Here is a 21,660-nt window from a genome sequence, read left to right as displayed (position 1 = left end):
TTTGAATCATGTATAATAAGTGCGAGGATGATAGCCACTTGGAGTCATACCGGTTAGAGGCTTATATTCATATTGTTTATTTGACTGCCTTGATCCTACTTGGACAGGGACAGAAGGATGATTTTGCACTTATTCATGCCTTCTTTCCTATGCTATTTTTTAGGAAGGAAGGCATTTCCTTTTGTCCTCTCTAAACTACGAAGGAGAGAACACACATGCATACGATGACACCTTTACTAAAAAAACAACAGGCGGGCGAAAAACTCGTCATGCTCACAGCGTACGATTATCCGTCTGCAAAATTAGCGGAAGCCGGACACGTCGATTTGCTGCTGGTCGGGGATTCGCTCGGGAATGTCATTCTCGGATATGATTCGACGATTGCCGTGACAGTAGACGATATGGTCCATCACGCAAAAGCTGTCCGTCGCGGAGCACCGGCAACCTTTATGGTCGTTGACATGCCGTTTGCCAGCTATCACGGTTCGTTTGACCGGACGCTTGAGGCGGCAGCCCGTATCTTCCAGGAAAGCGGAGCAGACGCCTTGAAACTCGAAGGGGCCGGAGACATCCTGACAACGATTCGTCGTCTGACGGAGGCCGGTATGCCTTGTGTTGCCCACTTGGGGCTGACACCACAATCGGTCGGAGTGCTCGAAGGATTTAAAGTTCAGGGGAAATCGCTTGCAGCAGCGGAACAGTTGATTGCCGACAGTTTGGCCGCAGAACAAGCGGGAGCGAAGATGCTTGTTCTTGAGTGTGTACCGCATCCGCTGGCGAAACGTGTTCAGGAACTCTTAACGATTCCGGTAATCGGAATTGGGGCAGGTGCCGATGTTGCCGGACAAGTATTGGTCTACCATGATATCTTGACGTACGGTGTCGGACGGTTGCCAAAATTCGTTAAAGCATATGCCGACTGGAACACATCCGGTACGGAAGCGATCGCCCGTTACGTCGAAGACGTCAAAAACGGGACGTTCCCTGAACTCGCCCACTCGTTCCTGATGGATGAAGAACTGATCGGGGCATTATATGGAGGATTTAAAGAATGAAAATCATGCAGAGTGTGACACAATTGCGCGAAGCATTGGCAGGACAGACATCGGTCGGATTCGTTCCGACGATGGGCTTCCTGCATGAAGGGCATGCTTCCTTACTCGAACAGGCACGGCAGGAGAATGACATTGTCGTATTAAGTATCTTTGTCAATCCGACACAATTTGGTCCAAACGAAGATTTAGACCGTTATCCGCGGGACGAACAGCGTGATCAGCAATTGGCCCAAGCTGCCGGTGTCGATTATCTCTTTTATCCGACGAACGACGTCATGTATCCGCTTGATATGGCGCGGGTGACGGTTCGTTCGGGTGATGACGTCTTATGTGGCACGTCGCGACCGGGACATTTTGACGGGGTCTTGACGGTCGTCAGTAAATTGTTTAATATTGTCCAACCGACGCGTGCCTATTTCGGATTAAAGGATGCACAACAACTGGCATTAATTGAAGGGTATGTCACAGATTACTTCGTCCCGGTCGAAATCAAGCGGTGTCCGATCATTCGTGAAGCGGATGGACTGGCGAAATCGTCGCGAAATGTCTATCTGTCGGAAACGGAACGGAAGCAGGCACCGGGTATCCAGCAGGCGCTCCAACAAGCCAAACAAGCGCTCGATGCCGGAACGCCGCTCGAAACGGTTCTGGAGCAAACACGGGCGTCGCTTCACTTTGAAGGCACGACGATCGATTATGTCGAAGCTGTCGCCTATCCGACACTCGGTCCGGTCGATGCGACTACGGACACGATTTTACTGGCGGTTGCCGTTCAATTTGAATCGGCCCGATTGATTGATAACTTACTATATACGAGAGGAGCATGATCATGTTACGTACATTCATGCATGCAAAATTACACAAAGCCCGTGTCACGGAAGCGAATCTGCATTACGTCGGTTCGATTACGATCGATGAAGATTTACTGGACGCGGTCGGGATTCTTGAAAACGAGAAGGTCCAAGTGACGAACAATCAAAACGGGGCCCGGATTGAAACATACGCCATTAAGGGAGCCCGTGGTTCTGGTGTCATTTGTCTGAACGGAGCAGCAGCCCGCCATTTCCAAATCGGCGATGAAGTCATCATCATGGCTTATGCGCAATTGACGAACGAAGAAATTGCGACACATGTTCCGAAAGTCGCGGTTCTTGATCAAGAGAATTCGATTAAGCAGATGTTATCACAGGAAATCGCACATACGATCTTATGATTTTGAGGGACCCGAGATACATTCGGGTCTCTTTTTTGTTAAGATGGAACTTGAGATGCCATATACTTAAGATATGGATGGTTAAAGGTGGAGATGAGTCGTGGAAAAGAAGTTTGTTGTAGTGGATTTAGAGACGACCGGACATTCGATTAAATCCGGCGATGAGATGATTGAAATCGGAGTGGCAGTAATTGAAGACGGTCAGATTACAGATCGTCTGTCGGCATTTGTCCGTCCACAAAAACCGATTCCGCCGTTTATTTCTCAATTGACCGGCATTACGGATGAGGATGTGGCACAGGCGGAATCATTCGCGACCATTGCACCGCGCGTACTTCAATTACTCGATGGTGGTGTGTTCGTCGCACATAATGTGCAGTTTGATCTGACCTTTTTGAACGAAGCTTTGGAAGAAGAAGGCTATTTGCCGTATACCGGTCCTGTCATCGATACAGTCGAGTTAGCGAGGATCTTGCTGCCGACTGCTGAAAGTCATTCGTTGTCGCATTTGACGGAAGCGTTACAGTTGACGCACCACGAAGCGCACCGTGCCGGGAGCGATGCAGAAGCGACGGCGGAACTGTTGCTTCATTTACTTACCCGTCTACAGGATTTACCGCTCGATACGTTACGCCACTTACGTCGGCTGGCCGGAAAACTGTTTAGTGCGATTGAACAGGAGATTGATCAGGCGATTCAAACGGTCGGACTGGAGCCGGATGACCGATTTGATTCTTTTCGTAAGCTGGCTTTAAAGAAGCGAACCGAACCGGTAGAATGGGACACACGGACCGAACTGGAACCGTTCAGTCCGTTCGTTGACCGATTGAACGAAACCATGTTTCCGCAACTGTTCCCTGGGTATGAACCGCGTACGGGACAGCTTGAAATGATGCGTCATGTTTATCAATCGCTTGACCAAGAAACACCGCTACTTGTCGAAGCGGGGACGGGAACTGGGAAATCCCTCGGCTATCTTGTACCGGCGGCGCATTATGCGATTGAACATGAGACGCCGATTATCGTCAGTACCCACACGATTCAATTACAGGAACAGTTATTTGCCCGGGATTTGCCGCTTTTACGCCAACTGTTTGAAGCACCGGTCGACATTACCTTATTAAAAGGGCGCAGTAATTACATGGATTTACGCAAGTTTGAGTTTTTCCTCAGCGAAACGGAAGAACCGTATAATTTTACGTTGGCGAAAGCCATCTTGTTAGTCTGGTTGACACAGACGGAAACAGGCGACCTGGAGGAAGTCAGTTTACCCGGAGGGGCAGCGCAAGGAAATATCGCCATTAAGCAGCTGATCCAGTCGGACAGTCAGTCGCAACTCGGACGATTTGATCCCTGGTACAGCCGGGACTTTTTCCATCATGCCGTCCGGTGGGCGAAACAGGCGACGATCATCGTCACGAATCATGCCTTGTTGTTCAGTGATATTCAATATGAAGCCGGTGTCCTACCAAAGGGATGTCCGTTGATTTTGGATGAGGCCCACCAAATCGAAGAAGTGGCCAGTCATCATTTCGGTCTGGTTTTTGACGGCCATTCCTTTGACCGGATATTCAGACAGCTCGGATTCTCTTCCGATAAAAAACTGTTGACGCGGCTGATCAGTCTATCGGATCAATACGACTTGACGGAACTGGTCGAAGCGCACAGTGAAACGATCGATGAGACATTGACAAAATTACTCGAAGAAGCCGACGGACTGTTGACAATCATTCAAGCGTACGGTTTGGAACTGGCTTCCCGGAAAGAACGGCGGGAAGGACGTGTCACCGTTCGCTTCAAACGACTTGATCAGTCGATGCGGGCGGTGCAGGAGAGCGCGAAACGTGTGGAACTGGTTTTACGGCGTCTCCGCCAGGCAATCCGGGCAATTCATAAATTGTTCCATGATCAACGGGAACATATGAGTTACCGGGAACGGTCCGTCGTGGCGGATTTAAAGACGGTGATTGGTCAGTTGGAAGAAGTCGAACAAGCGATCTTTGAGACGATGCTCGCCCCGCATGATGAGACCGTCTCCTGGATTGAAACAACGGCTAAAAATCGGAAACTGACGCGGATTTATACGCAACCGATTGATATTTCAGATCGTCTGCATCGGGAAGTTTTTTCGAAACGGACCTGTATCTTAACGTCCGCGACTTTGACGGTATCAAATAAATTTCAGTTCATCGAACAGCGGCTAGGGCTGTCGGAGCTCGAGACACGGCGGTTCATCGTTCCGTCGCCGTTCGGATACGCCGAAAAAGTCCGGCTGATGATTCCGACGGACTTACCGTTATTACAAGATGTACCGCAAGCCACGTATTCTGAAGTCATTGCGGATGCCATCATCCGGATTGCCGAAGTGACGGAAGGCCGGATGTTGGTGTTATTCACATCAAACGAAATGTTACGCCAAACACATGATGCAACGAAAATGGCATTGCCGGAACGGTTTACGTTACTTTCCCAAGGGATCACCCAAGGATCACGGCAGCGTCTGATGAAACAATTTAAACAACTTGATGCCTGTATCCTGTTCGGTACAGCGAGCTTTTGGGAAGGGGTCGATGTTCCGGGTGACGACCTGAGTTGTCTCGTCATCGTGCGACTGCCGTTTGCACCACCCGATCAACCGATTGTGCAGGCGCGTTCAGAACAAATTGAACAACAAGGAAAATCGTCGTTCTTCGAATACAGTTTGCCGCAAGCCATCATTCGCTTCAAACAGGGATTCGGCCGCTTGATCCGGACGACGAATGACCGGGGTGTCGTCTTCGTCTTTGACCGCCGTATCGAGACGACCCGTTACGGAAAACGATTTGTCACAAGTCTGCCTAACGTGCCGCTTTTGGCTAAACCGCTCGACGAATTAACGGCCGAGTTGGAATTGTTCTTAAATGAGACGGATTGAGTCTGTTAAAATAAGCATTATCGCATTATAATAGATGTAGAAAAATGAGGGAGGATATAAGATGGATTCGAAAATCGAGACGCTAGCAACCGTCAAGGTCAACCGCCATGACGATACGTACAAGATTGTAGACTTATTGAATCGCACGCTGAAAACAGAAGATTTGATGTTTGGTCTGGCACTGGACGAAAAAGATAAGGAGCAGATGGTCTTTACCATCTACCGCACATGAAGTGGAAGATCGTCATCGGTCTGATCGGCTTCATCCTTCTGATTACGCTGATTGGGACGGGCGTGTATCAATTCACCGTCGCTGAAGCGAAAGAACGTGAACAAACCGTCGCCATTCAAGCGGAAGCACGCTTGAAAAAAGAATTGGCGCCGAAACAGATTCAATTTGACCATGTATTTAACGGAAAAACCCAGTATAGTGTCTTTACGATTGAACAAGATGGTCAAGCGTTACGGGCATTCGTTCCGAAGACAGGAAAAATCGAGACGAGACGTGTCAAAGATGGAATGAAGATTGCCGATGTCATTCGACAAGCGGGTAATCCGGAAAACATCGTTTCAGCGAAATACGGTTTTGAAAACCGGGCGCTGATTGAAATTGTCACCAAAACGGCGACCGGCTACGACTATTCGTACTATACCTATCAAGAGGGATCCTTCATCAAACGATTACGGATCAATTAAAAAGGAGTGGACAGGATGTTATCGAAACGGGTACAACAACTGACACCGTCAACGACACTGGCGATTACTGCAAAAGCGAAAGCATTGCGTGAAGAAGGACAAGACATCATCGGACTCGGTGCAGGCGAACCGGACTTCAACACTCCAGAATTTATCATTCAAGCGGCCTTCGCAGCTGCGGAAGCGGGCGATACGAAATATACCCCGTCCGGCGGAACGGTTGCCTTGAAAGATGCCATCATTGAAAAAACACGCCGTGATTTGTGGGTATCCTATGACCGTTCGGAAGTCATGGTCGCGTCAGGCGCGAAACATGCCTTGTCGACGTTGTTCCAGGCGATTTTAGATCCGGGCGACGAAGTCATCGTCCCGGCCCCTTACTGGGTCAGCTATCCGGAACAAATCAAACTGAGTGACGGTGTGCCGGTCATTCTTGAGACGACGGAAGCCTCGCGCTTTAAAGTGACGCGTGATCTACTCGAACAGCACATCACACCGAAGACAAAAGCGCTTGTCTTAAACTCTCCTTCAAATCCAACAGGGATGGTCTATACGAAGGAAGAGCTTGAGATGGTGGCAGAAGTAGCGATTGCCCATAATCTGTTGGTCATCAGCGATGAAATTTATGAAAAACTGTTATACAACGGCGTGACGCACTTATCAATTGCAACGTTACCGGATATGCGTGAGCGGACAGTCATCATTAACGGCGTTTCGAAATCGCACGCGATGACGGGCTGGCGGATTGGTTATGCCATCGGACCGAAAGACATCATCAGCGCGATGACAAATCTCGCCAGTCATTCGACGTCGAATCCGACATCGATCGCCCAAGCAGCATCTGTCGCTGCCTATGCGGAAGGGGATGCACCGGTCGAGGCAATGCGTGTCGTGTTTGAAGAACGGTTGGAACAGATTTATGACCGCTTGATTCAGATTCCGGGTTTGACCTGCCTGAAGCCAGAAGGTGCCTTTTACCTGTTCCCGCACGCCTTACAGGCAGCAAAAATGTGCGGATTCTCAAATGTCGATGACTGGTGTACGGCTGTGTTATCCGAGGCGAAAGTCGCCTTGATTCCGGGCTCAGGCTTCGGAGCACCAGAATATGTCCGGTTATCGTATGCGACAGACCCGAAACGGGTACTCGAGGCATTAGACCGGATTGAAGGATTTATCACGGCGCATACTGCCGTTTAATAGAGAGAGGATGTTGACTTTTGAAAGCAATGATTCGGGATGTAGAAAAACACGTAGGTGAAGAAATCACGATCGGTTGTTGGCTCGCGAACAAACGATCAAGCGGGAAAATCGCGTTTCTTCAATTACGGGATGGTTCAGGGTTCATGCAAGGTGTCGTTGTCAAAGAAACAGTCGGTGAAGAACTGTTTAAGACGGCTAAAGGATTGACGCAGGAAACATCGATGTGGGTAACGGGTACAATCAAATCGGACGGCGGACGGACTGCCATCGGCCATGAAATGGAAATCACAACGATTGAAGTGATTCATGAAGCAGTCGATTATCCGATTACACCAAAAGCTCACGGAACGGACTTCCTCATGGATAACCGTCACCTCTGGTTACGGTCAAAACGTCAGCATGCCGTCATGGTCGTTCGGAACGAATTGATTCGGGCGACATATGAATTCTTTAACCAGGAAGGATTCATCAAAGTCGACCCTCCGATTTTGACAGGAAGTGCACCGGAAGGAACAACGGAATTGTTCCATACGAAATATTTTGATGAAGATGCGTACTTGTCGCAATCAGGACAACTGTACATGGAAGCGGCCGCAATGGCACTTGGAAAAGTCTTTTCGTTTGGTCCGACTTTCCGGGCGGAAAAATCGAAAACACGCCGTCACTTGATCGAGTTTTGGATGATGGAGCCGGAGATGGCGTTTTACGATCATGACATGAACCTCGAAGTCCAGGAAAACTATGTATCGCATCTTGTTCAGTCGGCGTTGAAAAACTGCCGTCCGGAACTCGAATTGCTTGAGCGCGACCTGACCGTTCTTGAAAACATCCAAGCGCCGTTTCCGCGTGTGAAGTATACGGAAGCGATTGATATGTTGAAAGAACAAGGATTTGACGACATCGAGTTCGGAGATGATTTCGGAGCACCACACGAAACGGCAATCGCCAATACATTTGCCCGTCCTGTTTTCATCACACACTGGCCAAAAGCCATCAAACCGTTCTACATGAAGGAAGATCCGGAAAACCCGGGCTTCGTGTTATGTGATGATTTGATTGCGCCGGAAGGCTACGGTGAAATCGTTGGTGGTTCACAACGGGAAGAAGACTTCGAGAAGTTACTTGCCGGCATGAAAGAACATGATTTGGATGAAACCGGTGCTTATAAATGGTACTTGGAAACACGTAAATATGGATCAGTGCCGCATAGTGGTTTTGGACTCGGACTCGAACGGACAGTCGCCTGGATCACAGGAGTCGAACACGTCCGGGAGACGATTCCATTCCCACGTCTGCTGAACCGGTTGTATCCGTAATAGTGATCGAAATCGACCCATCCCTCGGACGGGTCGATTTCTTGCTTACTTTAAAGAATCGAGGAAGTATCATGGATCATAATTTAATTCAGCTTTTTGAGGAAGGAACGGTTGTCCTCCCTAAGCGATTGTTCACAGAAGCAAAACGTCTTGGCATCAGTTTCGTCGAGTTTACGCTGATCGGACAATTGTTTGCCTGCCGTGCCGAAGGGATGGAGATGCCGTCACCAGAGGAACTCAGCAACCGGCTTGGACTCTCGGAGACGGAAACGATCGAGACGACACTTGGATTGCTTCAAAAAGGATTACTCGCGATGGAAAACGTCGCCGGTTCGGAACGCTATTCGTTGGTGCCGCTCTATGAAAAATTGATGGCACCCCCGGAACAGGAAGCACCGAACTTCGATACGATCAATCCATCGGTCTTCCAACATTTTGAGCGCGAACTTGGGATGATGTCCCCGTTTCAGATGGAACAGATCATTCAATGGTTGACGATTGAAAACATTGCAGAAGAGCTTGTCTTGGCCGCATTACGGGAAGCCGTTTATCATAACGTCCGGAAAATGACCTACATCAATCAGATTTTGCGGACATGGGAACGGGAAGGGATCAAGACGCTCGAAGATTTGGCAACGAGAGGGGGCTGACACATGTTACGAAAAGCAGATATTGATCGAATCGAATCGACACTTGAAGAGATGTTTCCGGAAGCGTTTTGCGAACTGATTCATCAAAATCCGTTTGAACTGGTCGTTGCCGTGGCCCTCAGTGCGCAAGCGACCGACATTTTGGTCAACAAAGTGACGCCGGGTCTGTTTGCCGCTTATCCGACGCCAGACCGCTTGGCGGCAGCGCCGGTGGAAGAGATTGAAGAAAAGATTAAGCGGCTTGGTTTGTATCGCAATAAAGCCAAAAACATCAAAGCGTTAGCGGAGCAATTGCTGGTTCTTCATGGTGGGGAAGTCCCAACCGATCGGGCGGGACTTGAAGCGTTACCGGGTGTCGGCCGGAAAACGGCGAACGTCGTATTGTCCGTTGCCTTTGATGTGCCGGCCTTTGCAGTCGATACACATGTCGAACGGGTCTCGAAGCGTCTTGGGATTTGCCGCTGGAAAGACAACGTTATGCAAGTGGAACAGACACTAATGAAACGGTTTAAGCGGGAACGGTGGTCGAAGTTGCACCATCAGTTCATCTTTTTCGGACGGTATCACTGTAAGGCACAACGACCGAACTGTCTTGAGTGTCCATTGCTCGATATGTGTCGGGAAGGGAAAAAGCGGACGAAAGGGTTACTGCCGCCTCTTGAGGGAAAATGACAAAACAGCGTCCTGCCATTTTCGGCAGGACGCTGTTTATTTGTATCATCCGTTCCACGGTGTATCGGACCACTCGCGGCGCTTTTTCGTAATCGGAACCTTTTTGAAACCCCAGTTTCGGAAATCTTGGTCCGGACTGTCACGGCGGATATAAATCTTATTTTTGATGGCTTTGAAAATTCGGTTTTCGTCCCCATAATGGACAAACCGCGGTTTTACCTCAATCACGCCGCGGCGGACGCGGGAGAGAGGGAGACAGACAAGATCAGCAATCTCAAGACCGGATTGGTAGAGGCCGCTATCTTTTTCAGCAAAAATAAATCCTTTGATTTTTTGACGGCTTTTCTCCACGTCCAGATGAACGGTACCGGAATTGAAAATATCAAAAAATGCTTTTTGAATCAATAGGTTCTGATAATCGTCCCGGCTTTCGAGTACAACACGGGCGCTTGTCGCTTCCGTCTCCTCGAGAAACGCGTAAAACGATTTCATCAAATGGGCAAATGCAACGACGTATGGATCTTTTGGTGTCGAATAGAATTCCTGCAATTTTTGTTTATCGACTTCGACACTGACAATCGTACAGTCGATATCGACCAAGAAGTCCGGCAAAGCGACCCAAAAATGACGTAACATATCAATCGTAATCCCGTCTTCTTTTCCATATGGGTGTTCCGCCTTTAAGATTTCTTTCAGGTGCAACGGAATATGCGGATCTTCGAAAACAGACGATTTGAATTCCATTAATCGCTTGCGTAATGGACTTGGTTCGCCGGTTTCGTCGGAATCAATAGCGTATTTATACTCCATCAAGACCCCGGTCAGATTAAACTGGGTATTTCCTTTTGGCGTGCCCGTCTCATCGACGAACATGACATATTTTTTAGCTGTTGGATTTGTAGCCCTAGGAAATCCTTTGACATCAACGTTTTTCACGTTTCTTGGTTCTCTTTTATTCAAGCGAATCTCCTCCAATTGCACACATACTGCACACTTTTATTAAAACAAAGCACATTTATTACCTCTTTATGTAACTTTACACTGACACGGCTATATAAATCCATGGTTATTACATAACTTGTATACCTGAATCTTTCCAGGACGACTCTTGATGATCGGGTGGTCAGATAATCAATGTGGCCGGTAGTAGGGTTCGTTATTTTATATTCGTCATGGAGCCTGTCCTTCCTGCATGACGAAACACGTTTCTTGTTGATTTCAATCAGCGGATTTCACACGAGATAATGATTCTACAGGATAGACGATGGAAAAGAGAAAAATTTATGGGAGATTTATCATACAAAAAAGCCGTCATCTAGACGGCCCGGGTGTTACCATTCGAATCCTTCATCACTGTAAGATCCATTGGAATTGAAGAAACGTTCTTCTGTTTTACCGTTTACGGTATTCGTATAAATGACATAGACATCGAGATGATCAAATGTATCCGCCATTTTTTTAGCTGCTTTACGAGCATCGGCCTCGTTCGTAAACGATTCCGTCTTACTTGCTTGACGATGGGTTTCTACTCCATTGTCTTCATAACCTTCTACTGACCAGACTTTTTTTGATGACATAAACAACATCCTTTCATAGCAAAGGGCATAGGTAACGCTTTGCTGTTTTTCATTATGCTTTGTTTGATTGAAATCCGTCAAATTATCATCCTGATAGTTCAAGATCCTATCAAAACATAGAATTATGAAACGTTCGAAATTTTCTATCTGAAAACAGACGTCCTCAGACTCATTGCATCAGTTGATCGATATAACGGACAGACTTGATCGTTTCATTAAAGCGTTTTAAACTGGTTTTTGGCTGGAACGCTTGGACGGACAGTTGCTTCAGCTGATCGACGGCACTCTCGACCATTGCCGGACGTAAATAGGGGCTATTTTGTGCGTTCTGTTGCCAGTCGGCAATTAAAATGTCGGCTTTTGCGACGAAGGGTACAACCTCTGCCTGAAAGTCATATTCCTGCCCATTGCGGCCAGCCTGATAAATACGTTCTATCTCTTGAAGTAACGGTTCTATTGTCATTTGTTTTTAACTACTCCTCTCGGCCGATACGATACAATCACATATCATGGTACAATAAACGCGTTAGGAGGGGAATCCTTTTGAATTACCCGAATGGTAAGAAATTTCAGAAACCTGCTGAGCCGCATGGTCTGGCGATTCAGAAAGCCCGCACGACAGGTTCGACCTTTTCGAACCGGGGGATGAAGCTTGAAAAATTGATTAATGAAAGTAATATGTTTTATCTGACCCATAATCGGGCAATCATTCACAAGAAACCGACTCCTCTTCAAATCGTTCAAGTCGATTATCCGAAACGGTCCGCTGCAGTCGTCAAGGAAGCCTACTTCAAACAACCGTCAACGACCGATTACAATGGAGTATACCGTGGAAAATACATTGATTTCGAAGCGAAGGAAACCAACCATAAAACGTCGTTCCCGCTGAAAAACTTTCATCTCCACCAAATCGAACATATGCGCCAATGTATTGCACATGGAGGAATTTGTTTTGTCATCATTCGATTCAGTATGTATAATGTGCAATATGTGTTGTCTGCCGAGCATCTGTTCCCCTGGTGGGAGCAACTGGAAACGGGCAGAAAATCGATTCCGCTAGACGAAATCGAACGGCATGGAAAAAAACTCGAGACAGGTGCGTTTCCTGCGATTGATTATTTACCGGCAGTGGACGAGTTATATTTCACTTGAGAAACTTTACAGATTGAAGGAGAAGGATAGCGTATGGAAAGAAGTCGTGTCGCACGTCGTGAAGAAACAAAGACGTCAGCCAAGCAAACGAATCGGACAAAGCGTCCGAAAAAGAAAAAATCAGGTGGGTCCGGTGGTAAAGGTCCGCTTTGGAAAAAACTTCTATTAATCGCGACAGGATTATTTATCCTGATGCTGATAGCAGGGGGCGGATTTGCGGCCTATGCTGTTGCGACCGCACCGGAGCTTGATGAGTCGAAGTTACGGGATGCCCTGCCGCTAAAAATTTACGCGAGCAACAAAGAAGAAATTAAAAAGGGCGGGACGAGCCGGGAATATGTCTCGATTAAAGAAGTACCGGATGTCGTTAAAGACGCATTCATTTCGATTGAAGACCGGCGTTTCTACCAGCATAACGGAATCGATTTCCGACGGTTAGGCGGCGCCATCATTGCTAATATCACCGATGGTTTCGGTTCTGAAGGAGCTTCAACGATTACGCAACAGGTCATCAAACAATCATTTTTAAGTTCAGACAAGACCATTACTCGGAAAGTTCAGGAACAATGGTTGGCAATTCGTCTGGAGCGGGACTATACGAAAGAACAGATTCTTGAGATGTATTTGAATAAAAACTATTACGGTCAAGAATCTTACGGAATTCAGACAGCATCAAAAGCCTACTTCAACAAGACAGTCGATAAGCTGAACTATGCTGAAGCAGCGATGCTTGCAGGACTTCCGCAACGTCCGTCCGCATACGATCCGATTCAAGGAGATCCGAAGTTAACGAAATGGCGTCAGACGCAAGTCTTGAACGCGATGTTAACGACCGGCGTCATCACAGAAAAGCAACGAGATAAAGCAGTCGATCAACCGATTTCGAAATTGATCAATCCGGTACCAAAATCGAAAGACGACGCGGCTTACGACAGTGTCATCTTTGACATGGTGTCGCAAGAGTTAGAAGATGTTTTTGGTCTAGAAGGTAAAGATATTTACGGTCAAGGATTAAAAGTGTATACGTCGATCGATAAGCCGATGCACGATTATATGAACGAAGCAATCAAAAAAGACCAAGTCGTCCAGTTGCCGGATTACGCGGAAGCAGCAGCGACAGCGGTCAATACACAAACAGGTGAGATTTTAGGAATCGTCGACGGGAAAAAGCCCGGTACGGGTACTGCGCGACGTAACTTTGCTAAAGAACCGCATCAACCCGGTTCATCGGCAAAACCATTTTTCGCATACGGACCAGCCATTGAAAATGAGAAATGGTCGACAGCTAAAATGCTGACGGACCAGGAAACAGAAGTAAACGGTAAAAAGATCGGTAACTATTATGACGGGTACCGGGGCACCAACACGATTCGCTACTGGCTGAAGATTTCTGCTAATACGCCTGCTATCCAGACGTTCCAACAAATTGGCGGCGATACCGTCGAAAGCTTTGCCGCTAAGTCCGGATTGGGCTTAGAAAAAGATGAATCGATTTCACCGGCGTATGCGATTGGCGGGATGAAACACGGATTCAACACGACGCAAATGGCCTCTGCCTATGCGACGCTTGGTAATGGCGGAGACTACATCAAACCGCACATCATCAAAACGATTGAATACAGTGACGGCTCAAAAATCAAATCACCGGTCAAACCGAAAAAAGCCATGGAAGATTATACGGCTTACATGCTAACCGATATGTTACGTGATGTTCTGAAACCAGGCGGAACGTTCCCGAGTGCTGCCCTTGCGTTCGACGCAGCGGGTAAAACCGGAACAACCAATGCTTATAAAGATGTTTGGTTTGCCGGTTACACATCTGACGTCTCGATCAGTGTCTGGACTGGAACAACGAAGTCGGGCAACAACAACGGTGCCGGCTTAAGCGGACCGACCAACAGTACGATGGCACAAAACATCTGGAAAGATTTTGTCACGAAAACACGTGACCGGACACCTGCTCCGTTCGAACAACCGAGTTCTGTCCTCAGTATCGGTGAGGAACTTTACGTAAAAGGGACAAAAGAGCCGGTTGTCGAAAAAAAGGCAGTACCAGCTCCGACTGGCTTACAAGCATCCTACAATGAAGACTCGGAGTCTGGTGAACTGACATGGAGTTACAACGATTCGGCACTTCGGACGAACGGCTATGACAGTGTATCGTTCGAAGTATCGATGACCGATCCCGATGGAAAGCAATCGGTACTCGGTACCAGCTCAACGAACCGGATCGGAATCAATCGACTTGATCCGGGACGGACAACATTTACAGTCGTTGCGAAAGCATCCGGAGAAAAGTCCGGTCCTGTATCAACGACGGTAACTGTGGCAGACGTTGAAGCAGATCAACCGACAACGGACGAGCCGACAACGGACGAGCCGACAACAGACGAGCCGACAACAGATGAACCGACGACGGATGAACCGACGACGGACGAACCGGCAACGGACGAACCAACGACGGATGAACCAACGACGGATGAACCGTCGACGGATGAACCAACGACGGATGAACCAACAACGGACGAGCCGACGACGGATGAACCAACGACAGATGAACCAACAACGGACGAGCCGACGACGGATGAACCAACGACAGATGAACCGGCTGCAAGTGACGGAGCATCTACTCAGTCAAACCGGGGGAATTCGTCGAACGGCAATCAAGGCCGAGGACAAGATAATGCGCCTGCCGATCAACAGTCCGAATCGGAAACACAGCAATAAATGAGTCAATGGATCAGGAGAAGAAGATAAGACCGGAGAAACGGGTGTGTTTCTTCGGTCTTGCTTCTCTTTTTTTGTATAATGGAGGTCAGGAAGGAAGTGGGGCAATGGAATCCAAACAATCACTTGTCACCTATTTAGAAGAACTAAAAGCCGATCGTTCGTTTATGGAACGTGTCACATATATGAAAACGATGGAAGCGACTGCCGGACGGTATGCACCGTTTCCAAAAGAAATGCCGGAACGGTTGCGTCAAGCGCTCGAAAACAGAGGCATTACGTCATTGTACCGCCATCAGGAGTTAGCATTTCGAACCGTCCAAAGCGGTGCTTCGACGGTGATTGTAACACCGACTGCGTCAGGAAAAACCTATTGTTTTAACTTACCGATTTTATCGCATCTTTTAGCGAATCCGAATGCAAGGGCCCTGTATCTGTATCCGACGAAAGCGTTGGCCCAGGATCAAAACAGTGAATTGTTGGAACTGATTGATGAGATGGAAGCATCCATCCGTTGTTTTACCTATGACGGGGATACATCACCGACGATTCGGACAAAAGTTCGAAAAGCCGGGAATATCGTGATTACGAATCCGGATATGCTTCATTCCGGAATCCTGCCGCACCATACGAAATGGATCGAACTGTTTGAAAATCTGTCGCATATCGTCATTGACGAGCTGCATACGTATCGAGGGGTATTTGGAAGCCACGTCGCCAATGTTATCCGGCGGTTACGACGGATTTGCCGGTATTACGGCAGTGATCCGATTTTCATCATGACAAGTGCGACGATTGCCAATCCACAAGAACTGGCGGAACGGTTGACCGAAAAAAAAGTCCAATTGATTGATGACAACGGGGCTCCGACCGGCCGAAAACATTTTATCGTCTACCAACCGCCGATTGTCAATGCACAACTCGGCATACGCCGTTCGGCAACACTTGAGACGAAACAATTGGCATCACGTTTTATTAAAAAGAAGTTTCAGACGATTGTTTTTGCGAGGTCGCGTGTCCGGGTCGAAGTCTTATTAACCTATCTTCGTAGTCTCATCCGATTCGAATTAGGGCCGAAGTCGATTGAAGGCTACCGGGGCGGTTACCTGCCGAGTGAACGGCGTGATATTGAAAGACGATTGCGTAAAGGAGAAATCACGGGAATTGTTTCGACCAATGCGCTCGAGCTCGGAGTGGATATCGGGCAACTGCAGGTCTGTATCATGAACGGATACCCGGGAACGATTGCTTCGCTGTGGCAACAAGCAGGCCGGGCCGGACGCCGTCAGGATGATGCGCTCATCATTTTGGTTGCCTCATCCGGGATGCTCGATCAGTATGTTGCGGAACGTCCGGAATTGTTTCTAAATCAGTCACCGGAAGCCGCGCGACTCGATCCGGATAATCTGATCATTGCAGTCGATCATATTAAATGTGCGGCATTCGAACTGCCGTTTCGTCAGGGGGAGTCATTCGGAACACTGGAGACGGAGGACATTCTCGAGTATCTCGTCGAAGAACGTGTCTTACATCAACGTGGAGAACGGTATTACTGGATGAATGATGCGTTTCCGGCTCACGGTATTTCTTTGCGCTCGAGTGATCAGGAAAATGTCATCATCGTCGACCAAACCGAGGTTCCGAATCGGGTCATCGGCGAAATGGATACGTTCAGTGCGATGACGCTATTACACGACGAAGCCATCTATTTACATGGGGCTGACCAATACCAAGTCGAAGTACTGGATTTCGAAGAGAAAAAAGCATTCGTGCGTGCAGTCGACGTCGATTACTATACGGATGCTAATTTTTCGGTCGAACTGTCTGTTCTCGATGAGGATGACAGCTATACGAATGGAGACTTCAGTGTCGCCCGAGGGGATGTCAGTGTCCGCGGGATGGCGACGATGTTCAAGAAAATCAAGTTCGGAACACATGAAAATATCGGATCGGGTCCGATTCATCTTCCGGAAAGAGAAATTCATACGACAGGCGTCTGGTTTTCTTTACCGGAAGAAGCGTCCTCAAGCACGGAACTGGAACAAGTCATCGAAGGCGTGGCAAACAGTCTGCGTAGGGTCGCACCATTGTATTTGATGTGTGATGCAAGCGATGTCTTCGTCGTACCTCAAGTCAAAGCGACGCACACGCAAAAACCGACAATCTACCTGTATGACCGTTATCCGGGAGGGGTCGGACTTGCCGAATCCATCTACAAACAACGCGGCATCATGCTCCGGGCCGCACGGGATTCGATTGAGACCTGCCCTTGCCAGGATGGTTGTCCGGCATGTATCGGAATGATCGGCTTGGCAGATGAAAAAGAGCGGACGGTCAGAATGCTAGCTGAAATGGAGAAGGAACTATCATGAAAAATAAGTTGAGACGGATGTTGAAGACGACAGAGAATGAGCCGACAGCAAGCCCGTCAACCAATGAGGCGCAAAAGACAACAGCGGAACAAACCGCCTGGCTGGACCGAGGAGCAGACATTCTTACGTTTGAAGACGAATGGATTGTCCGGTTGGACCACCGGTATGCTCTTGAGGAAAAACATGGACACCGGTCATATGCGGAAGTATTTGAATCGTTGCAGTTGCCGCATCCGCCGCTTGCACTTGATGTCCCGCTCGAACAAGTCATTTTTTTTGATACGGAGACGACCGGCTTAAAAGGAACGGGAACAACGATTTTTTTACTGGGATTCGCCCGTTTTGAAAAAGGTCAGCTGCTGATGCGGCAGTATTTTTTACCGCACCCGCATTATGAAGCAGCACTTTATCATCATTTCCTGCATGATATCGGAGAAGATGTCCGTTTCATCACGTATAACGGAAAAAGTTTTGATTGGCCGCAGATTAAGACCCGGCACGTCTTCGTCCGGGAACGTGTTCCCCGTTTGCCGAAAGTCGGCCACCTGGATTTACTGCATGTCTGCCGGCGGATGTTCAAAGGATTGTACGATTCATTCCGTTTGACGGCGATGGAAGAACGGATTGGATTTGAACGTACCGATGATTTGCCCGGATTTCTTGCGCCGATGCATTATTTTCAATATGTCGAACACCAGAATCCGGCAATCATGGAAGGGGTGCTTGAACACCATCTGCATGACTGTCTGACTTTGGTGAGTTTGTATGACGAATGCAACCGGCTCGTGACCCATCGTCAGGAAGCACCGTCACGGGTACGTGAGAACATCGGCATCTGGTTAGCCGATTTAGGTATTCATGAACAATCGGCGGAGCATTTCGGACAGGCGGACGAATTGACGGCCGAAGGTTGGTTGCGTCAAGGGCGGTTGTATAAAAAACTGCAGCAACACGAAAAAGCCAATACTTGTTTTGAAAAAAGTGATACCTATGAAGGATTCATCGAACTGGCAAAATGGGCCGAGCACATTGCCAAACAACCATCCGTTGCTTATGATTATACTGAACGAGCCAAACGTCTATTAGAAAATCGACAGTTGTTAGCTTCGCGGCGAGAACGATTATTTGCCGAGCTAAATCATCGGAGCTTACGCCTGCAAAGGAAGTGTCGCGAATGAACGTCGTTGCAGTAACCGGATATAAACCGACAGAACTCGGGATCTTTGATCAAAAACACCCGGGAATCAACATCCTGAAAGCCGCCTACCGGGAACGGATGATCCGCCTGATTGAAGACATGGGAACAACCTGGTTCATCACCAGCGCTGCACCGGGATGTGAACTTTGGGCGTGTGAAGTCGTTTTGGAACTCAAACACGACTATCCGGAAATCCGTTTAGGTATCCTGCTTCCTTTTTTGGAACAAGAGTCAAAATGGAAAGAGCCGGTTCAAGCCCAGTATCTGGCCGTGCTGAATCAAGCGGATTTCGTGGATGCCATCAGTCAAAAACCGTATGAAAATCCATCCCAGTTCCGAAATAAAACGGAGTTCATGATTCAAAAAAGTCAAGGATTGTTATCTGTTTATGATGAAGAGCACGGCGGATCTGCCAAGTATTTAGTGGAACGTGCTAAACTAGAGATGGAACGTTCGGATTATCAATTGTTTCTGATTACGCAAGATGATTTAGCGATGATGGAGCAAGAGCAGAACTACAATGAACAGTGGGAGTGAAGCATATGTATAAGCCGTTATTGACAGCAGATGATATTTACAAAAAAGAGTTCAAAACCGGATTACGTGGATATGTGATTGAAGACGTCGATGGTTATCTCGATCAAGTCATCAAGGATTATGAAGGATTCGAACGGGAAATCGAGCGGTTGACACGAGAATTAGCAGAAGCGAAATCTTCATCATCTTCCATCGGTTTCAAACGGGATGAGCGGAGAGCAGAACCAGAAGTGACAGCGCCACCTTCGAATTCGTCCAATTACGATATGTTGCGCCGGATTTCTAATCTTGAAAAAGCGGTTTTCGGACGTCCTCATCAAGAAGATTAATCTTATCTTACTTAAAGAACACGTCACGACGTAATAAAACACGGAATCTCCGGACGGAGATTCCGTGTTTTTATGTTACGTCCGATGCAAAATCACTTCGGCTTCGGGCAACTCTTCTTTTAAGACATACAGCGCCACCCGATCGTCTAAATCTTTACTGAAGCGACGGAACAGAAATGAGGTTTTGACACCTCGTTCCATCCGGACATGAAGTCCTGCTTGTTCAAGCCGATCGTGATCACGTGCCAACTGTTCTCCTTTTTCACCAAACTCTTCGCCGAGCAAGACCCAACGTAAGGATTCTTTTGTACGTCGTGTAACGATGAAGAGGAAACATAAAACAAGTACAACAATCAATAGAATTCGAATCGTGTTAAAGTCCATATAAAAACCTCACCTCATCTTTATCATACGTCCTTAACGGGCATAAAGTAAACGTTCAAGATAACGTGAGAAGGATTGAATCTTTAAACCCTGCTGGCGGTAGGCAATGTATCCGTCCGGCCGAATCAAATACAGGCCGGCTTGTTTAATCCCGAACTTTCGGGCCAGTTCGCCGCCCTGATCGACGACGCCGTCATCTTTCAGTTCCTGGTGAATCGAAACGGTTTCGAACAGGTCCGGATACGAATAGGCCAATTCTTTAAACGGCAACAGTGTCTGTTCACAGGCTTCACGCGGCAGGAACAGCAGGAGCAGGAAGTTACGATCTGCCCGTCGCAACAACAGTTCATTTTTTTTCGTGCGCGGATTGACAACTTCACTGTACGGCATCGGCTCTCCCGGACGCGGCGTCAAAAGCGGGAAATTACCTTGTGTGACAAACAACCGCGATGATTGATAATTACTGTTGAGTTGTGCAATCCGGTTCGTGACGTAATGGTGTAACGGTGTAATCTTTAAACTGTTTCGAATGACTTTTTCCTGAAGCGGCAATAAGAAGGGAACATTGATCTGTAACAGCTCAGTCGCGAGGTTCGTAGAACGTAAAATACCGCGCGCTGCTTCGCGTCGCTCGACGCTGTACGAATCAAGTAACGGGAAACTGGCTTTAAACCGGTGGACGCACCACAGTTTCCAGGCTAAATTCATCGCATCGGCAATGCCGGTGTTCATTCCTTGTCCGCCAACCGGTGAATTGATATGCGCGGCGTCACCAATCAAATAGATCCGGTGGTGTCCAAACTTCTCGATGATTCGATTATGAACGCGGAACATGGAATACCAATGGACTTTCTTTAAAGTGAACGGCACCTTCGCCCGATTTTTTAAGAAGTCTTCGATAGCGGAATGGTCGGTCGGAACGGTACCATTCGTTAAATTACCGGTAATTCGGAAAAGATTCGACTGTAGCGGGAAGGATTCGATGACACCGTGATCAGAGAAGAAAATATGCACTTCTTCCGATGACAACGGCCAATCGACTTCAATGTCGGCCAGTGCCCAGGATTCTTTAAAAGATTTCCCGCTGAACGGGAGTCCGAGTTCACGCCGGACAAAGCTGTTGGCCCCATCTGCCCCGATGATGAAGGAAGCATCGACCGTTTCCGTGACATCATGTTTTCGAATCGATGCGGTGACGAATGTCGGAAATTGTGCGAAGCCGGTCAACTCAGTTTCACGTTCGACCGTATGATCGTCTTCTTTTAAACGTGTCTCAAGAATTCGTTCTGTTTCACTTTGCGGCAACAAGGTGACGAAAGGAAACGGTGTATTTAAATCCGTAAAGTCAAGTTTTGCCTGCCAGGCACCATTGACATATAAGTTACCTTGATTGATTTTAATGGCGTTCTCCATTAAGGCATCGGCTACACCAAGACGTGCGAACAACTCGAGTGATCGTGCCTGAATACCGATGGCTTTTGAAACGACAGATGGACCGCTTGCGCGTTCAATGATCCGAAACGTCAGTCCGTAACGCGATAAGGCAAGCGCTAATGTCAAGCCGGTCGGTCCGGCACCAATAATCAATACATCTATTTTTTTCTTCACGGATAGCCCCCCTTATTTTACTTCTTAGCCGAAACTCGCTACCATTAAACTATCGACTGG

At 47.8% G+C, this 21,660-nt stretch carries 21 protein-coding genes; 16 read left to right on the top strand and 5 right to left on the bottom strand.

Going from position 1 to position 21,660, the window contains the following annotated elements; genetic code table 11:
- Positions 1-215: 215 nt before the first annotated feature.
- The 10 genes from panB (at position 216) to nth (ending at position 9,716) form a co-directional block, all read left to right on the top strand.
- Positions 216-1,055, top strand: a complete 840-nt coding sequence (gene panB / locus ABIC15_RS00235; RefSeq protein WP_012370650.1) for a 3-methyl-2-oxobutanoate hydroxymethyltransferase — start codon at positions 216-218, stop codon at positions 1,053-1,055.
- The gene (gene panC, locus ABIC15_RS00230; RefSeq protein ID WP_214764372.1) at positions 1,052-1,882 is read left to right on the top strand and encodes a pantoate--beta-alanine ligase; all 831 of its coding nucleotides are present in this window, start codon (positions 1,052-1,054) and stop codon (positions 1,880-1,882) included. The genes panB and panC overlap by 4 nt, the downstream gene beginning before the upstream one ends.
- A gap of 2 nt (positions 1,883-1,884) precedes the next feature.
- Positions 1,885-2,268, top strand: coding sequence for an aspartate 1-decarboxylase (gene panD / locus ABIC15_RS00225; RefSeq protein ID WP_012370648.1), 384 nt, complete (start codon positions 1,885-1,887; stop codon positions 2,266-2,268).
- Positions 2,269-2,368: 100 nt separating this feature from the next.
- Positions 2,369-5,182, top strand: coding sequence for an ATP-dependent DNA helicase DinG (gene dinG / locus ABIC15_RS00220; RefSeq protein WP_354019492.1), 2,814 nt, complete (start codon positions 2,369-2,371; stop codon positions 5,180-5,182).
- A gap of 61 nt (positions 5,183-5,243) precedes the next feature.
- Positions 5,244-5,414, top strand: coding sequence for a YpmA family protein (locus tag ABIC15_RS00215; RefSeq protein WP_012370646.1), 171 nt, complete (start codon positions 5,244-5,246; stop codon positions 5,412-5,414).
- Positions 5,411-5,878 carry a hypothetical protein gene (locus ABIC15_RS00210; protein ID WP_214764380.1) on the top strand — a complete coding sequence of 156 codons (468 nt, stop codon included), beginning with the start codon at positions 5,411-5,413 and terminating at the stop codon, positions 5,876-5,878. The genes ABIC15_RS00215 and ABIC15_RS00210 overlap by 4 nt, the downstream gene beginning before the upstream one ends.
- Positions 5,879-5,893: 15 nt before the next feature.
- Positions 5,894-7,075 carry a pyridoxal phosphate-dependent aminotransferase gene (locus ABIC15_RS00205; protein ID WP_012370644.1) on the top strand — a complete coding sequence of 394 codons (1,182 nt, stop codon included), beginning with the start codon at positions 5,894-5,896 and terminating at the stop codon, positions 7,073-7,075.
- Positions 7,076-7,104: 29 nt separating this feature from the next.
- Complete coding sequence (gene asnS / locus ABIC15_RS00200; protein WP_285801119.1) at positions 7,105-8,394, top strand: asparagine--tRNA ligase; 1,290 nt, start codon at positions 7,105-7,107, stop codon at positions 8,392-8,394.
- Between the two features lie 71 nt (positions 8,395-8,465).
- A complete protein-coding gene (locus ABIC15_RS00195) occupies positions 8,466-9,044 on the top strand; it encodes a DnaD domain-containing protein (RefSeq protein WP_012370642.1) in 579 nt (192 codons plus the stop codon).
- A gap of 3 nt (positions 9,045-9,047) precedes the next feature.
- Complete coding sequence (gene nth, locus ABIC15_RS00190) at positions 9,048-9,716, top strand: endonuclease III (RefSeq protein ID WP_354019491.1); 669 nt, start codon at positions 9,048-9,050, stop codon at positions 9,714-9,716.
- A 45-nt stretch (positions 9,717-9,761) separates the two neighbouring features.
- On the opposite strand, the gene ABIC15_RS00185 is transcribed toward nth, so the two are convergent.
- From ABIC15_RS00185 to ABIC15_RS00175, 3 genes are all read right to left on the bottom strand, one after another.
- Positions 9,762-10,652, bottom strand: coding sequence for a DUF3800 domain-containing protein (locus ABIC15_RS00185; protein ID WP_261966304.1), 891 nt, complete (start codon positions 10,650-10,652; stop codon positions 9,762-9,764).
- A 395-nt stretch (positions 10,653-11,047) separates the two neighbouring features.
- Positions 11,048-11,293: a hypothetical protein gene (locus ABIC15_RS00180; RefSeq protein ID WP_214764401.1), complete on the bottom strand. Its 246-nt coding sequence runs from the start codon at positions 11,291-11,293 to the stop codon at positions 11,048-11,050.
- A 169-nt stretch (positions 11,294-11,462) separates the two neighbouring features.
- Positions 11,463-11,756, bottom strand: coding sequence for a DUF1798 family protein (locus tag ABIC15_RS00175; RefSeq protein ID WP_214764403.1), 294 nt, complete (start codon positions 11,754-11,756; stop codon positions 11,463-11,465).
- A gap of 74 nt (positions 11,757-11,830) precedes the next feature.
- Between ABIC15_RS00175 and recU the strand changes: the two genes are divergently transcribed.
- The 6 genes from recU (at position 11,831) to gpsB (ending at position 19,608) form a co-directional block, all read left to right on the top strand.
- Positions 11,831-12,445 (top strand): Holliday junction resolvase RecU, encoded by a 615-nt coding sequence (recU, locus tag ABIC15_RS00170; protein ID WP_041261972.1) that lies wholly within the window; start codon positions 11,831-11,833, stop codon positions 12,443-12,445.
- Positions 12,446-12,478: 33 nt separating this feature from the next.
- Positions 12,479-15,172 (top strand): transglycosylase domain-containing protein, encoded by a 2,694-nt coding sequence (locus ABIC15_RS00165; RefSeq protein WP_214764408.1) that lies wholly within the window; start codon positions 12,479-12,481, stop codon positions 15,170-15,172.
- Between the two features lie 107 nt (positions 15,173-15,279).
- Complete coding sequence (locus ABIC15_RS00160; RefSeq protein ID WP_214764419.1) at positions 15,280-17,544, top strand: DEAD/DEAH box helicase; 2,265 nt, start codon at positions 15,280-15,282, stop codon at positions 17,542-17,544.
- A complete protein-coding gene (locus ABIC15_RS00155; protein WP_214764426.1) occupies positions 17,541-18,722 on the top strand; it encodes a ribonuclease H-like domain-containing protein in 1,182 nt (393 codons plus the stop codon). Before ABIC15_RS00160 ends, ABIC15_RS00155 begins: the two co-directional genes overlap by 4 nt.
- On the top strand, positions 18,719-19,279 hold the full coding sequence (locus tag ABIC15_RS00150) for an SLOG family protein (RefSeq protein WP_290828657.1): 561 nt from the start codon (positions 18,719-18,721) through the stop codon (positions 19,277-19,279). Before ABIC15_RS00155 ends, ABIC15_RS00150 begins: the two co-directional genes overlap by 4 nt.
- 5 nt (positions 19,280-19,284) lie before the next feature.
- A complete protein-coding gene (gene gpsB, locus ABIC15_RS00145; RefSeq protein ID WP_012370632.1) occupies positions 19,285-19,608 on the top strand; it encodes a cell division regulator GpsB in 324 nt (107 codons plus the stop codon).
- 75 nt (positions 19,609-19,683) lie between these two features.
- Here the strand turns inward: gpsB and ABIC15_RS00140 are convergent, their stop codons facing one another.
- Positions 19,684-19,992 carry a hypothetical protein gene (locus ABIC15_RS00140; RefSeq protein ID WP_354019490.1) on the bottom strand — a complete coding sequence of 103 codons (309 nt, stop codon included), beginning with the start codon at positions 19,990-19,992 and terminating at the stop codon, positions 19,684-19,686.
- A gap of 33 nt (positions 19,993-20,025) precedes the next feature.
- Positions 20,026-21,600 carry an FAD-dependent monooxygenase gene (locus ABIC15_RS00135; RefSeq protein WP_354019489.1) on the bottom strand — a complete coding sequence of 525 codons (1,575 nt, stop codon included), beginning with the start codon at positions 21,598-21,600 and terminating at the stop codon, positions 20,026-20,028.
- Between the last annotated feature and the right edge of the window lie 60 nt (positions 21,601-21,660).

It is taken from the genome of Exiguobacterium sp. PvP048, assembly GCF_040549175.1.
GTDB lineage: Bacteria > Bacillota > Bacilli > Exiguobacteriales > Exiguobacteriaceae > Exiguobacterium_A > Exiguobacterium_A artemiae.
The sequence above is the reverse complement of the archived record's forward strand: the minus strand, read 5'-3'. Positions and strand labels throughout refer to the sequence as shown.

Coding starts and splice junctions, on each gene's coding strand:
- panB (WP_012370650.1), top strand. CDS start 216: ATGCATACGATGACACCTTTACTAAAAAAACAACAGGCGGGCGAAAAA.
- panC (WP_214764372.1), top strand. CDS start 1,052: ATGAAAATCATGCAGAGTGTGACACAATTGCGCGAAGCATTGGCAGGA.
- panD (WP_012370648.1), top strand. CDS start 1,885: ATGTTACGTACATTCATGCATGCAAAATTACACAAAGCCCGTGTCACG.
- ABIC15_RS00215 (WP_012370646.1), top strand. CDS start 5,244: ATGGATTCGAAAATCGAGACGCTAGCAACCGTCAAGGTCAACCGCCAT.
- ABIC15_RS00210 (WP_214764380.1), top strand. CDS start 5,411: ATGAAGTGGAAGATCGTCATCGGTCTGATCGGCTTCATCCTTCTGATT.
- ABIC15_RS00205 (WP_012370644.1), top strand. CDS start 5,894: ATGTTATCGAAACGGGTACAACAACTGACACCGTCAACGACACTGGCG.
- asnS (WP_285801119.1), top strand. CDS start 7,105: ATGATTCGGGATGTAGAAAAACACGTAGGTGAAGAAATCACGATCGGT.
- ABIC15_RS00195 (WP_012370642.1), top strand. CDS start 8,466: ATGGATCATAATTTAATTCAGCTTTTTGAGGAAGGAACGGTTGTCCTC.
- nth (WP_354019491.1), top strand. CDS start 9,048: ATGTTACGAAAAGCAGATATTGATCGAATCGAATCGACACTTGAAGAG.
- ABIC15_RS00180 (WP_214764401.1), bottom strand. CDS start 11,293: ATGTCATCAAAAAAAGTCTGGTCAGTAGAAGGTTATGAAGACAATGGA.
- ABIC15_RS00175 (WP_214764403.1), bottom strand. CDS start 11,756: ATGACAATAGAACCGTTACTTCAAGAGATAGAACGTATTTATCAGGCT.
- ABIC15_RS00165 (WP_214764408.1), top strand. CDS start 12,479: ATGGAAAGAAGTCGTGTCGCACGTCGTGAAGAAACAAAGACGTCAGCC.
- ABIC15_RS00160 (WP_214764419.1), top strand. CDS start 15,280: ATGGAATCCAAACAATCACTTGTCACCTATTTAGAAGAACTAAAAGCC.
- ABIC15_RS00155 (WP_214764426.1), top strand. CDS start 17,541: ATGAAAAATAAGTTGAGACGGATGTTGAAGACGACAGAGAATGAGCCG.
- ABIC15_RS00150 (WP_290828657.1), top strand. CDS start 18,719: ATGAACGTCGTTGCAGTAACCGGATATAAACCGACAGAACTCGGGATC.
- gpsB (WP_012370632.1), top strand. CDS start 19,285: ATGTATAAGCCGTTATTGACAGCAGATGATATTTACAAAAAAGAGTTC.
- ABIC15_RS00140 (WP_354019490.1), bottom strand. CDS start 19,992: ATGGACTTTAACACGATTCGAATTCTATTGATTGTTGTACTTGTTTTA.